Here is a 13,380-nt window from a genome sequence, read left to right as displayed (position 1 = left end):
CCTCTCAGACGGACAAATTATTTATTTTCATCTGCATCATTTCGCTCAGCGCAGGTGAAGCTTTACTATCCACGCCAGCTTGCCACGCTTTACGCGCGCCCGCTTTATCACCCTTACTCAGCAGTGCTTCACCGCGAAGATCGGCGACAATAGCGGCAAAGCCATCACCTTTGATGGTATCAAGCGTTTTCAGCGCGTCGTCGGCTTTTTTCTGCTGAACCTGAATACGTGCCAGGCGCAGATTGATCACCGCTTTCAGATTTTCGTCACTGGCAGCAGCAAGCCCCTGAGACAGTTGCGCAGCGGCTTTATCCAGTTCGTTTTTATCAACATACTGCTGAGCCACTTCCAGCGCAGCCAGCGCACCGTAGGTGTTTTTGTTGTCAGCGGCAAATTTCTCCGCAGCCGTCAGCGTTTGCGGCTGATCGGCACGGATTGCGCTAACGGTGTTTTCGTAGTTCAGGGATGAACCGCGAGCAGAGTCAGCCTGATGATTGTTCCAGTAACGCCAGCCAACCAGCGCACCAACACCTAAAATAACCCCTACAACCAGTGCCTTGCCGTTTTCAGCAAAGAAGCGTTTAACCGCATCAACCTGGTCGTGTTCGTTCTCGTACATTTCCACGCAGTCCTTCTCCTTAGCCCAATAGAGTGCGCAAGTGCGCCGCAACGCCATCCTGCGTTACCGTAGTTTGCTCACCAGAGCGCAGGTCTTTAACCACCACTTCGCCGTTGGCCACTTCGGACTCACCCAGCACCAGTGCAATACTTGCGCCCCACTTATCGGCACGAGCAAACTGTTTTTTAAAGTTGCCGCCGCCGTGGTTGGTCATCAGCTTTACGTCCGGCAGCGCATCGCGCACGCGTTCGGCAAGCTGCATCGCCGCAGACTGCGTATCCGCACCTGAGGCCACCAGGTATATATCGACAACAGGATCGGCTTTAAATTCCGGATTAACTGCCTGAACCAGCAAAACAAGTCGCTCAAGGCCCATCGCGAAGCCTACAGCCGGTGCTGCGCGACCACCCAGTTGCTCGACCAGTCCGTCATAACGACCGCCAGCACAGACGGTGCCCTGCGAACCGAGGCTGGTGGTGACCCACTCAAATACGGTGCGGTTGTAGTAGTCCAGACCGCGCACCAGACGCTGGTTAACGGTATAAGCAATGCCCGCCGCTTCAAGCAGCTTGCACAGGCCAGCAAAGTGTTCGCGGGAATCCTCATCCAGGTAGTCACCCAGCGCTGGCGCATCGTTCAGCAGCGCCTGTACGTCAGGATTTTTGGAATCGAGTACGCGCAGCGGGTTGCTGTACATACGACGTTTACAGTCTTCGTCGAGCTTCTCTTTGTGTTGTTCCAGGAACGCCACCAGCGCATCGCGATAGTTCGCACGCGCTTCCAGAGAACCGATAGAGTTCAGCTCCAGGGATACGTGCTCAGAAATACCGAGCGCACGCCACCAGCGGGCAGTCAGCATAATCAGTTCGGCATCGATATCTGGTCCTTGCAGACCAAACACTTCCACGCCAAGCTGGTTGAACTGACGGTAGCGGCCTTTTTGCGGACGTTCGTGGCGGAACATCGGGCCGATATACCACAGGCGTTGCTCCTGATTGTACAGGAGACCATGTTCGATGCCGGCGCGTACGCAACCCGCCGTCCCCTCAGGACGCAGGGTCAGGCTGTCGCCGTTGCGGTCCTCAAAGGTATACATCTCTTTTTCAACCACGTCGGTCACTTCGCCGATCGCGCGTTTGAATAACGGGGTCTGCTCTACAATCGGCAAACGAATTTCGCTGTAACCGTAGCTGCCGAGCACCTGCTTCAGTGTGCCTTCAATGCGCTGCCAGATGGCGGTTTCGCCAGGCAGATAATCGTTCATGCCGCGGATGGCTTGAATGTTTTTTGCCACGTTTATTCTCTTTCTATATACAAAAAAGAACCCAAAGAATGGGTTCAATCATACATGGGAAGCAGCCTGCTTCCCATCACGTTATTTTTCAACCTGCTGAACGCTGATGCGCTGCGCTTCGTCCATCATCGTCGCTTTTGCGCGAATGCGGGCTTCAAGCTGGTCGATCATATCACTATTATCCAGACGATCTTTACGAACGCCATCTTCATAGAGACCACTTTTCTTGTTACCGCCGGTAACGCCCAGCGTGGACACCAGCGCTTCACCCGGACCGTTCACCACGCAGCCGATGATGGAAACGTCCATCGGGGTGATAATGTCTTCCAGTCTCTGCTCCAGGGCATTGACGGTGCCGATCACGTCAAACTCCTGACGTGAACAGGTTGGGCAGGCGATGAAGTTGATCCCACGCGCGCGGATACGCAGTGATTTCAGGATGTCGAAACCGATTTTGATCTCTTCCACCGGATCGGCGGCCAGGGAGACGCGTAACGTGTCACCGATGCCTTCAGAGAGCAGCAGGCCGAGACCAATTGCCGATTTTACCGAACCGCTGCGCAGACCGCCCGCCTCGGTGATGCCAAGGTGCAGCGGCTGATCGATCTGTTTTGCCAGCAGACGATACGATTCAACGGCCAGGAAAACGTCAGACGCTTTCACGCTCACTTTGAACTGATCGAAGTTAAGGCGATCCAGATGATCGACGTGACGCATGGCGGATTCGAGCAGCGCCTGCGGCGTCGGCTCACCGTACTTTTCCTGGAGATCTTTTTCCAGAGAGCCAGCGTTTACGCCGATACGGATTGGAATGTTTTTGTCGCGGGCGCAGTCAACCACCATGCGAATGCGCTCTTCGTTGCCGATGTTGCCTGGGTTAATACGCAGACAATCGACACCGTATTCAGCGACTTTCAGCGCGATACGGTAATCGAAGTGAATATCGGCAACCAGCGGAACGCTCACCTGCTGCTTGATCAGTTTGAACGCCTCAGCGGCGTCCATGGTCGGCACTGAGACGCGAACAATGTCCGCGCCGACGCGTTCTAATGCTTTGATTTGATTAACCGTCGCTTCTACATCTGTAGTACGCGTATTGGTCATCGACTGGACGGCGATAGGCGCCCCATCGCCGATTGGCACGTTCCCAACGTAAATCCGTTTCGATTTTCTACGTTGAATAGGAGCCTGGTTATGCATGTAAAATCTCCCGCATTGCCCGTCTGTTACTGTGCTGCTGATTGTTCGGCATTAACGGTAAGACGCGCAACCTGGTTAGTTCTGATAAAGCGGCTCAGATCGACAGGTTTTCCTTGATACTGGATCTGTACCGCTGCCGGTGCGCCGATTTTAAGCTTGTATGGTGCCTGGCCCGTTAGATTTAACGTGCCATCTTTACGTTGCAGGCCGCTGAACAGCTTTTTACCTGTCGCGTCAGTCACTTCCAGCCAGCAATCAGCCGTGAAATTCATCACCAGCGCATTCGGGTCAACGGCAGGTGCCGCCGTACCCGCCGGGTCAGTTGGCAGTGACGCCGCGGTGTTATCTGCCGGTGCCGTTGCCGCAGGGGCGGTATCAACATTGGCCTGAGAAGGTGATACGACCGCGTTCTGATCCTGGGCCTGGGTAGCCGGTGCGGTATTCGCCGTCGATTCTGGCGTCGCCGCTGGATCGGTTGCAGGCGTGCTGGTTGCTGTCGCCTGAGGTTCGCTGGAGGTCGCAGCCCCTTCGGTGCTCAGCGGCACGCTTTGCGCGCCGTTAGTACCAGACTGATTAAGCTCAGCGGAGGACTGATCGGCCATGGTGGTGATCTCTTCCTGTTGCGCTTTGTGGTTTTGCCACCACCATGCGCCCGTCAGGCCGACAACCACGAACAGGACCAGCCAGGTAAAGCTCATCAGCCAGCCATCGCGTTTTTTACGACGTTTGCCCAGAGAGAAGCTCTGCATCGGCGCAACTTTTGCCGCACGCACAGGCGCCTGCTTCTCCATCATCGGCAGTAATTCGTCTTCAGGAATATGAACCAGTTTGGCGTAAGAACGGATATAACCGCGCAGAAACGTTGAAGCCAGATCGGCGGGTGCCTTATCTTCTTCAATGTCGCGAACGGTGGAAACCTTCAGGCACAGGCGTTCTGCAACGGCTTGCTGGCTGAGTCCGAGTTGTTCACGGGCGTTGCGAAGACGAACGCCAGTGGAGAGTGCTGCATTTTGATCGTGAGTGGCTTCAGTATTCATTCGCTACAACTACTGGTACGTGAAAATAAGGGTTCAGGTGCCGGTGAGTCACAATGCCACCCGCACCGCGAAACTTTAGGTCAGTTAACCTGGAACAAACAGTATAAGACTGTCGGGCCGCAGATGACAGCGCTGGCAGGCCTTCACGCTAAACTGTTGTTACGTCGTTACATACTGCCCGAAAGTCGTATGAAACGCACCGTAATTATTAATCAGTCGTGATGATTGTGGCTGGTTATTCAGTAAATTAATGCTTCACGGCGCAAAAAATGCGCCGTGTCTGCATAATAATCAAACGGTTTTAACCGCGATTGACTCACCCTGCATACGCTTACGCAGCGTACGTTTGGTACGGTCAATAACGTCACCCGCCAGCTGACCACAGGCTGCGTCGATATCGTCGCCACGCGTTTTACGTACGATGGTGGTGAAACCATACTCCATCAGCACTTTTGAGAAGCGATCGATACGGCTGTTCGAGCTACGGCCATACGGCGCGCCCGGGAACGGGTTCCATGGGATCAGGTTGATCTTACATGGCGTATCTTTCAGCAGTTCAGCCAGCTCATGTGCATGCTCGGTACCGTCGTTAACATGATCCAGCATCACGTATTCAATGGTCACGCGGCCCTGGTTAGCATTGGATTTCTCCAGGTAACGGCGCACGCCAGCCAGGAAAGTTTCGATATTGTACTTTTTGTTGATCGGCACGATTTCGTCACGGATGGCGTCGTTTGGCGCGTGAAGGGAGATGGCCAGCGCAACGTCAATCATGTCACCCAGTTTGTCCAGCGCAGGCACAACGCCGGAAGTAGAGAGCGTAACGCGGCGCTTGGACAGACCAAAACCGAAATCGTCGAGCATGATTTCCATCGCCGGAACGACGTTGGTCAGGTTGAGCAGAGGTTCACCCATCCCCATCATCACCACGTTGGTGATTGGACGTGTACCGGTGACTTTCGCTGCACCCACGATTTTCGCGGCACGCCAGACCTGGCCGATAATTTCCGATACGCGCAGGTTACGGTTAAAGCCCTGCTGCGCCGTAGAGCAGAATTTGCACTCCAGCGCACAGCCCACCTGAGAAGAGACGCACAGCGTGGCGCGATCGTCTTCCGGGATATACACGGTTTCAACACGCTGATCGCCAACGGCAATGGCCCACTTGATAGTGCCATCTGAAGATCGCTGCTCTTCCACCACTTCCGGTGCGCGGATTTCCGCCACTTCTTTAAGCTTATTGCGCAGCACTTTGTTGATGTCCGTCATGTCATCAAAGTTGTCGCTGCAATAGTGGTACATCCATTTCATGACCTGATCGGCACGAAACGGCTTCTCGCCCATCTCTTTAAAGAACTCGCGCATCTGCTGACGGTTCAGGTCCAGCAGGTTAATTTTTCCATTTTTATTGGGAACCGCAGGAATGGCGACTTCAGAGGTATTCACTAATTCAGACATAATTTTTTCCGGCCTCGTTGTTACACGTTGTGGCCCTTGGTGGGTTGAAAAGAAACGCCCCGGTAAGCAGTCTGCTCGTCCGGGGCGTTGCATTGTACAAAGTCTGGCGCAGGGATGCCACGTTTGCACGCGGCATTTACGAAATTATTAGCGAGTGCGCGGGCACACTTCGCCTTCTGCAAAGAAGAACGCGATTTCGCGCGCAGCAGATTCAACAGAGTCGGAACCGTGAGTGCCGTTCTCGGTGAAGCTGTCTGCGTAGTCAGCGCGCAGAGTACCTGCCAGCGCGTTGTCCGGGTTGGTTGCACCCAGCAGATCGCGGTGACGCTGTACCGCGTTTTCGCCTTCCAGTACGGATACCACGATTGGGCCAGAAGTCATGAACTCGACCAGACCGTCAAAGAATGGGCGACCTTCGTGCTCAGCGTAGAAACCGCGAGCCTGTTCAACGGTCAGGTGCAGCATTTTGGTGCCAACGATCTTAAACCCTGCTGATTCAAAGCGAGCGAAGATGCTGCCAATAACGTTTTTTGCCACCGCGTTTGGTTTGATGATGGAAAAAGTACGTTCAATAGCCATTGATAACCTCTGTAAAATGTTCTGTTGTTTTTGCATACCTGAGTATGGTGTGGCGCGGATTATAAAGAGCAATAGCGCCATTGCCTATGGTTATGCATAACATTTTTTTAAAATGAGACGAAGATTAGCAACAGCTCGTATTTCGCATGCCGTACTGATGGTGAAAACAGAGCGGACACTGCTTTTCATCAGAACTAAATGACCAGAAATGACGGTGGCACGTCAAACAAACGGCTTCATATGCCGGTATGGTCACGCTTTTCGCTGTCCCGTCTGTTTGCGTCACGTTTATCGCCGCATGCTGGCATACCGCTTCGCAGCCGCCACACCCCGTACAACGTCCGGTTTCCACGACCAGTTCAGCGTTCTCAAACCGAATCGCGTTTTCCGTACAACTCCGCCAGCACGCGCCGCAGAGTACGCAGGATTCGGTATCGAGAGTTATCTCTGCCTCGCTAAATGCAGAAAACGCCCTGCGCAGCTCACGCTGACCGGGCACGACGCAACAGGCCCGGACATCCTCACGGGGAACGTGCATCAGCGCACGCCGGGCGGTATTTACCTCGTTGACGGGTATATGTTTAAACGCCCACGATGCTTCACCACGTCGACGAAGCGCCAGATTCAGCCGGGCAATCGCCAGCAACCAGTCAGGATTCTGCTCCGCGTCGATACTGATAAAACGAACGTGGTGCTGCGCGTGCCACAGCAGAAGCTCATTCACCCCTGGCGCACGGTCAGTAAAAGGCCCAACAAGCGTATCGCCACACAGAAAACGTTTTCGCGGCGTGATGCCGGTGATGGCTTCAGCGGGGCAGACAAACAGGCAGTCACCGCATTCAATACAGCGGCTGTCATCAACCGAGACGCCGGTGTCGGTAAAAGAAAAAGCCTGTACGGGACAGACGTCCGCGCAGGCGCAGCAGGAAGAGTGGCGAAAACGGCGACGGACGCACGCATGCGTCACGTCCATCGCCGGGGCAAAGGTTAATCCGCCCATCAGCCAATACTGAAGAAAACAAAGCGCAGCATTAGCTCACCCACAATCAGCAAGGCGCTGCCCAACAGCATTGTGCCTCGCGCCGCTTTTAAGCCGCCCGCAGCAAAGCACAGCATACCCGCAACGGAAACGCACCAGCTCAGCAGATGCACGGTTCGCAGTTGCTCCAGCATTTGTAACGGTGCGTGTGGGAACGTCACAACGGTGTTGTCCATAGCCGTAATATCTGCCAGCCAGACGGGCTGCATCACCAGACGTGCAATCACCAGCAGCGTAATAATGACAATCGCCGTTCGCACGCGGGTCTGGGAACGTGCCCCAACGGCCATGCAGGCTGAACCGATAATTCCCACCGAACCGATAAACAGCACCAGGGTATTAATGTGATGCCACGTCATCACGGATGCATGCATGTAGATCTGCGCCATGCAGAACACATCCACCAGCCCGACAAGACCTGCCACAACCAACAGCGGCTTCCAGCCTGGTTTTTTGACAAACATCAGCAGCGTTGCGAGGCCAAGTGCCGCAAGATAAAGACTGGCAAAGATAATCTCACGGCTCAGCCAGGAGCTGGATACGTGACGCAGCGCATTGAACGCATTAAGTGGATAGCCCATGTGCAACGCAGAGGCGAGCAGACCGAGGCTGGCCAGCACAAACGCTCCGGCAGCCGGCAGCAGCGCGCTGCGTTGCGTGCTTCCGAAGGCCAGCCACAGCGTAACGCCAACCGATCCTTGCAGGAACAGCGTAAAAATCAGCAGCGGTAACTCATGCATGACGTTTCCCCTCTTTCTCTGCGCCCTGATGCGCTTTGATCACCAGGTTCGGTTTGGTGATGGAGGAATCAGGCAAGCCTTTCACATCACAGACCGCACCATACTTCGCCCGCAGTTCATCAATCGGCCCGAATTTAATCGCTTCGAGTGGACAGGTTGCCACACAGACAGGCTGTTCCCCCTTCGCCTGTAGATCCACGCAGAAATCACATTTGGACATCTGCCCGGTCTGCTCGTTGAGCTGTGGCGCGCCGTAAGGGCATGACCACGCGCAGTAGCCGCAGCCGACGCACTTATCAGTATCTACGCGCACAATACCGTCCCCCGGACGCTTATGCATCGCGGTGGTCGGACAGTTTTTGGTGCAGATTGGGTCGGCACAGTGGTTACAGGAGATAGAGAGCGTGTAGGCAAAAACGTTATTGCTGACGCCGCCCTGCCCGGTCGGGATAAAGCTCCCGCCATTAACTTCGTATACGCGACGGAAACGACGTCCGACCTCAAGGTTGTTTTTATCTTTGCACGCCACCTGACATGCTTTGCAGCCCGAGCAGCGAGAAGAGTCGATATAAAAACCCAGCTGTTTGTCGCTTACCGGTGCGTAATGTTTAAACTGACTCATGCTTTAGCTACCTCCACCAGCATGGTTTGATGGGAATTCCCTTTCGCAAGCGCGGTAATACGTGCGGAACTGAGCACGTTCGCGCAGCCGCCCTTATCAATACCCTGCTCGTCCGGCTGCCACCAGGCACCCGCCTGCATGGCCACAACGCCTGGAATGATGCGCGGCGTGACCTCCGCCGGGATCTCGCAAATGCCGCGCGCGTTATGAATACGCACGGTATCTCCCTGCGCAATGCCGCGTTTTTGCGCATCCTGCGGGTTGATCCACAGCTTTTGCTGCTGCGCCTCAATTAACCACGGGTTGGCGTACTGGGTGGAGTTAGCGCGGTTTTTTCCTTTCCAGGTAATCAGCTGGAGCGGGAAGCGTTTCGCCAGCGCGTCTTCCGGCCCTTCATGGGCAGGCACGTAGTGCGACAGCGCCGGAATTTCCGGGTGATGCATGTCGTACAGACGCTTCGAGAAGATCTCAATTTTTCCGGACGGCGTCGGGAACGGATGATTCTGCGGATCGCGAATGTTGTCTTCAAAGGCGACGAACGGCGCGCTTTTGAAAAGGTGCTGACGCGTCTTCTGTAGCGTCGCGAAGTCCGGCAGGTTTTCGTCAGGCATGGAAAGACGCGTCTGCTCCCAGATGTGCTCAATCCACGCTTTTTCGTCACGCCCTTCGCTGAACGCGGGTTCGACGCCAAGCTTAGCAGCGACCTCCCGCAGCCAGTCGTAGTCTGAACGGCGTTCAAATTCAGGTTCAATGAGCTTTTCTGACAGGATCAGATAGCTTGCCGTGCCCCAGGTTTCGCCGATATTCCAGCGTTCCATAAAGCTGGTTTCCGGCAAAAGAAGGTCGGCGTATCGGGCGCTCGGCGTCATAAACAGATCGCTTGCGACGATAAACTCGATTTTCGACTCGTCTTCCAGGACACGGGTTGCCTGATGAAGATCCGGGTTCTGGTTAGCCAGATAATTTCCCGCCAGCGAGAACAGGATGCGGATATTGCTGTCCAGCTTTTCGGCATCCTTCAGGCCGACGTCCGCGGTGACCTGAGAGGCATCGTCGGCGGCCTGCACCCAGTTCATCACCGATATTTTGGCTTTGACCGGGTTGTCCGGCATCTCTGGCCCGGCGGCAAATTTCCGGTTTGCGCAGCCGCCATAGCCTGCTGCCCAACCGCCTTTCACCCCGACGTTACCCGTGAGCGTAGCCAGCAACGTCGAGCCGCGCGCGGTGCGCTCGCCGCAGTTATGACGCTGCGGTCCCCAGCCCTGGATCAGCGCAGCGGGTTTGGTGGTTGCGTAGTCGCGCGCCAGTTGCCGAATTGTTTATGCAGGCACGTGAGTGATTTTCTCTGCCCACTCGGGCGTTTTCGCCACGCCATCTTTTGCGCCGCTCAGGTAAGCCATCAGGGATTCATTGGCCGGAACGCCTTCTGGCATAGTGTCTTCGTCAAAGCCCAGGGTGTAGCGCTGAATAAAGTCGCGATCGTGCAGGTTCTCCGTGACGATCACATACATCATCGCGTCCATCAGGGCGTTGTCCGTGGTGGGAAGCAGCGGGATCCACTGATCGGCCAGGGAGGAAACCGTATCGGAATAGCGAGGGTCGACAACAATAAAGCGAGTGCCGTTTTGCTTCATCTTCTGGTAGAAGTGGTTGCTGTGACCAAAGATCGTTTCCGTCGGGTTATGTCCCCAGAGGATGACCAGTTTGGTGTCCAGCAGCGTGTCAAGAGAGCTGCCGCTGGCAGCGGTGCCATAGGTATACGGCGTTGCTGCCGCCGTGTTACCCATACTGACCGAGTGATAGCTTTCGAGATAGCCGCCGGTTAAGTTGAGCAGACGACGAACCATTTTATCGCCGGAAAAAGTCCCGCCGGACACAGCGGTGCCCACATGAACATAGCGTGAAGCCGCACCGTATTTTTGCGTAATAGTTTTTAATTGATTCGCAATAAGGGTGGTGGCTTCATCCCAGGTAATACGCTCGAATTTTCCTTCGCCACGTTTCCCTACACGTTTCATTGGGTATTTCAGTCGATCGGGATGGTAAACAAATTTCCGATAAGCCCGGCCTCGCACGCAGGCGCGCATTACGGGCATTTGCGGATCCAACGCGTTATCCGGACGCGTAGAAATTCGGGTCACAACGCCCTCACTGACGTGAGCACGAATATCACACTTGCCGCCGCAGTCAAACGTACTACAGGTTTGCACCACTTTTTCTTCAGGCGTAGTGTCTGAAACCGCCGCGCCCTGTGCCTGTACTTTGCCGGTTTTGACGACAAAAGGCAGAGCGGCGAGCGCCGATCCTGCCTGAATAAACTGACGCCGGGATATGGCGGGAATAGTCCCCTCTCCCTGATGTTTATTTTTTTCCATTGCTCGTTCCTTAAAATAAAAACGCATTCTCGTTTTTTTTCAGGAACGGATATTGATAATTATCAAGCTAACTCTTGAGGAGTAACACTTAGCGATCTAACTCAAAATTGACCGTCGCCGTTTGTCCTGTTTCATCTAATACAACTAACTGATATTTACCCGGCAAATATAATTGCAGTGAATAATTCTTCTGATGTCCGTCCAGCGGTTCGCCATTCAAAAACCACCATCGTTGCCCCTCCCCGCCGCTGGTTGAAACGAACAGGGTCATGTTTTTCTCACCCGGAAGACGTTTAATTACCGCCCCTTCTCTGACGCCTGACAACATCAGCGGCGCCGCATTATGGTTATCCAGCGGAGGGCAAACCGCTGAACGGGCGGGGAGACGAGCTGCCCGTTTTTCGGCAGCAGGCAGCCAGGGCTCCAGCGGCAGCGGCCAGACATCCAGCACTTTTTCTGTCGCATCAGGACAATCCGCTGCGACGCGTTTGCCTTCTTTATCCAGCCAGACCGGGAAACGGATCCCGCGAATACCTTCCTGTTCCGGCAGCAGCAGCGTAGGCGGTTCACTGCCTTCCAGCAGCCAGGTTGACAGCCGACGCCGACAGTTTTCGCTCCCTTCAGGCAGGGACTGGCCCCCCGGCCAGCAAATCACGCCCCGTCCTACGCTTGCAGGACGCGGATCGCGCGGCAGACGGGCTTCATCCACCATCGAGCGGGACTGAAGCATGTTATTGACCTGATTCAGGAGCGGAACTGCGCTGGCGAAACCAAACTGCCCGGCAACGGGCGTGCCGTCCGGACGTCCGGTCCAGATTCCAATGACATACCGGGCGTTCAGCCCGATGGCCCAGGCATCCCGGTAGCCGTAACTGGTGCCCGTTTTCCACGCCAGCGGCGCAACCTGGGGCAGCGCACTGTCCGGCAGGGGCTGTGCTTCACTGGCGAGAATGCGACGAATGATCCACGCCGCCCCCTGCGACAGCAGCGGACGTTCGATCAGCGGATCGCCCGGCTGTAAACGCAACCGGCCCGCCTGACCCTGCCGCGCAAAGGCACTGTAGGCGGCAGCGATATCAGCCAGGCGTGCGCCTGCGCCCCCCAGGATCAGGGAGAGGTTGGGCTGCGCCCCCGCGGGGAGTATGAGCGGTAATCCCGCGTTGCTCAGCATGCCTGCAAAACGTTTTGGGCCGTACGCTTCCAGCACCTGCACCGCAGGCAGGTTGAGGGAACGCACCAGGGCTTCGCTCATGCTGACCGGCCCATGAAAACCGCTGTCAAAGTTGCCGGGGCGATAATCCCCCGTTTTTCTTGGAACATCCTGTAATAACGAAGCGGGATGGATCAGGCCATCGTCCAGCGCCATGCCATAGATGAATGGCTTGAGGACCGATCCCGGCGATCGGATCGCATTGACCATATCCACGTGACTAAAGCGACTGTCATCATTGATATCTACCGAGCCTACCCAGCCACGCACTTTCATGGATGTATGATCCACGACGATCATCGCCAGTGAACTGCGGGCAGGCAGGCGCGATTTCCAGTTCATTGCCAGCTCTTCAAGCTGTCGTTGCAAAGCTGCATCCAGCGTGGTGACTATTTTTGTGTCGCGGCTTTTACTCAACATCATGCGGGAAAAGAGCGGCGCCAGCTGCGGCATCTGCCGGGGGGCCAGCCAGACCGGCTCTTCACGGGACTCTTTCACCTGCTTCTCAGACCAGACGCCCTGAGTCAGCATGCGGTCGAGCACTTTGTTCCGCGCCGCTTCGGCACGTTCCGGCCAGCGGTCGGGGCGCAGACGGCTGGGTGCCTGTGGCAGTACAGCCAGCAGCGCCGCGTCGGAATAGCTCAGCTGAGACGGCGGTTTGCCAAGATAAGTCCAGCTTGCCGCGCCCACGCCCTGCAACGTGCCGCCAAACGGGGCACGGTTGAGATACAGCGTCAGGATTTCACGCTTGGAGAGATGCCACTCCAGCTGCATCGCCCGCCACAGCTGACGAATTTTACCGCCAAAGGTACGCGGATGCGGATCCAGCAGGCGTGCCACCTGCATGGTAAGCGTGCTCCCGCCAGAAACCACTCTCCCGGCGGTGAGATCCTGCCAGGCGGCACGCAGTACAGAAAGCGGATTGACGCCAGGGTGATCCCAGAACCAGCGATCTTCATACTGGATCAGCGCCTCAAGATAGCGTGGGGAAACCTCTTCAATGGTAACCGGATAGCGCCAGATGCCTTCGCTGTCGGCAAAACGCCACAACGGAACACCCTGCTCATCCACCACCACTCGCGCAGGGTTGACCTCTTTCAGGGGCAACGGCCACACGCGGTCAGCGGCGACAATCAGCCCCCCTAAAAAGAGAAGCGCTCCCGCAAGCCGCAGCCAGCGGGAGCGAATCAGGCGTGCTATCTGCATC

Annotated in this window: 10 protein-coding genes and 1 pseudogene; all 11 read right to left on the bottom strand. The window is 55.8% G+C overall.

Features of this window, described 5'->3' with window-relative positions:
- Positions 1-4 precede the first annotated feature (4 nt).
- Entirely contained in the window at positions 5-625 is a 621-nt protein-coding gene (locus INF86_RS14085; RefSeq protein WP_032622338.1) for a YfgM family protein, read from the bottom strand.
- Between the two features lie 13 nt (positions 626-638).
- Positions 639-1,913 carry a histidine--tRNA ligase gene (hisS, locus tag INF86_RS14080; RefSeq protein ID WP_022649001.1) on the bottom strand — a complete coding sequence of 425 codons (1,275 nt, stop codon included), beginning with the start codon at positions 1,911-1,913 and terminating at the stop codon, positions 639-641.
- Between the two features lie 81 nt (positions 1,914-1,994).
- Complete coding sequence (gene ispG / locus INF86_RS14075) at positions 1,995-3,113, bottom strand: flavodoxin-dependent (E)-4-hydroxy-3-methylbut-2-enyl-diphosphate synthase (protein ID WP_193543630.1); 1,119 nt, start codon at positions 3,111-3,113, stop codon at positions 1,995-1,997.
- 26 nt (positions 3,114-3,139) lie between these two features.
- Complete coding sequence (gene rodZ, locus INF86_RS14070; RefSeq protein WP_023306698.1) at positions 3,140-4,150, bottom strand: cytoskeleton protein RodZ; 1,011 nt, start codon at positions 4,148-4,150, stop codon at positions 3,140-3,142.
- Positions 4,151-4,441: 291 nt separating this feature from the next.
- Positions 4,442-5,608 (bottom strand): bifunctional tRNA (adenosine(37)-C2)-methyltransferase TrmG/ribosomal RNA large subunit methyltransferase RlmN, encoded by a 1,167-nt coding sequence (locus INF86_RS14065; protein WP_003860623.1) that lies wholly within the window; start codon positions 5,606-5,608, stop codon positions 4,442-4,444.
- A 147-nt stretch (positions 5,609-5,755) separates the two neighbouring features.
- Entirely contained in the window at positions 5,756-6,187 is a 432-nt protein-coding gene (ndk, locus tag INF86_RS14060; RefSeq protein ID WP_003860625.1) for a nucleoside-diphosphate kinase, read from the bottom strand.
- 124 nt (positions 6,188-6,311) lie between these two features.
- A complete protein-coding gene (locus INF86_RS14055; RefSeq protein WP_193543629.1) occupies positions 6,312-7,187 on the bottom strand; it encodes a 4Fe-4S binding protein in 876 nt (291 codons plus the stop codon).
- The gene (locus INF86_RS14050) at positions 7,187-7,966 is read right to left on the bottom strand and encodes a DmsC/YnfH family molybdoenzyme membrane anchor subunit (RefSeq protein WP_193543628.1); all 780 of its coding nucleotides are present in this window, start codon (positions 7,964-7,966) and stop codon (positions 7,187-7,189) included. Before INF86_RS14050 ends, INF86_RS14055 begins: the two co-directional genes overlap by 1 nt.
- A complete protein-coding gene (locus INF86_RS14045) occupies positions 7,959-8,588 on the bottom strand; it encodes a DMSO/selenate family reductase complex B subunit (protein WP_022649006.1) in 630 nt (209 codons plus the stop codon). Before INF86_RS14045 ends, INF86_RS14050 begins: the two co-directional genes overlap by 8 nt.
- A pseudogene (locus INF86_RS14040) lies at positions 8,585-10,963 on the bottom strand (DMSO/selenate family reductase complex A subunit). The gene INF86_RS14045 and the pseudogene INF86_RS14040 overlap by 4 nt, the downstream one beginning before the upstream one ends.
- A gap of 88 nt (positions 10,964-11,051) precedes the next feature.
- Positions 11,052-13,379 carry a peptidoglycan glycosyltransferase PbpC gene (gene pbpC / locus INF86_RS14035; RefSeq protein WP_193543627.1) on the bottom strand — a complete coding sequence of 776 codons (2,328 nt, stop codon included), beginning with the start codon at positions 13,377-13,379 and terminating at the stop codon, positions 11,052-11,054.
- Between the last annotated feature and the right edge of the window lies 1 nt (position 13,380).

The sequence above is a fragment of the Enterobacter cloacae complex sp. I1M genome (genome assembly GCF_014982425.1).
Lineage (GTDB): Bacteria > Pseudomonadota > Gammaproteobacteria > Enterobacterales > Enterobacteriaceae > Enterobacter > Enterobacter intestinihominis.
The sequence above is the reverse complement of the archived record's forward strand: the minus strand, read 5'-3'. Positions and strand labels throughout refer to the sequence as shown.

Coding starts and splice junctions, on each gene's coding strand:
- ispG (WP_193543630.1), bottom strand. CDS start 3,113: ATGCATAACCAGGCTCCTATTCAACGTAGAAAATCGAAACGGATTTAC.
- rodZ (WP_023306698.1), bottom strand. CDS start 4,150: ATGAATACTGAAGCCACTCACGATCAAAATGCAGCACTCTCCACTGGC.
- INF86_RS14065 (WP_003860623.1), bottom strand. CDS start 5,608: ATGTCTGAATTAGTGAATACCTCTGAAGTCGCCATTCCTGCGGTTCCC.
- ndk (WP_003860625.1), bottom strand. CDS start 6,187: ATGGCTATTGAACGTACTTTTTCCATCATCAAACCAAACGCGGTGGCA.
- INF86_RS14055 (WP_193543629.1), bottom strand. CDS start 7,187: ATGGGCGGATTAACCTTTGCCCCGGCGATGGACGTGACGCATGCGTGC.
- INF86_RS14050 (WP_193543628.1), bottom strand. CDS start 7,966: ATGCATGAGTTACCGCTGCTGATTTTTACGCTGTTCCTGCAAGGATCG.
- INF86_RS14045 (WP_022649006.1), bottom strand. CDS start 8,588: ATGAGTCAGTTTAAACATTACGCACCGGTAAGCGACAAACAGCTGGGT.
- pbpC (WP_193543627.1), bottom strand. CDS start 13,379: ATGCAGATAGCACGCCTGATTCGCTCCCGCTGGCTGCGGCTTGCGGGA.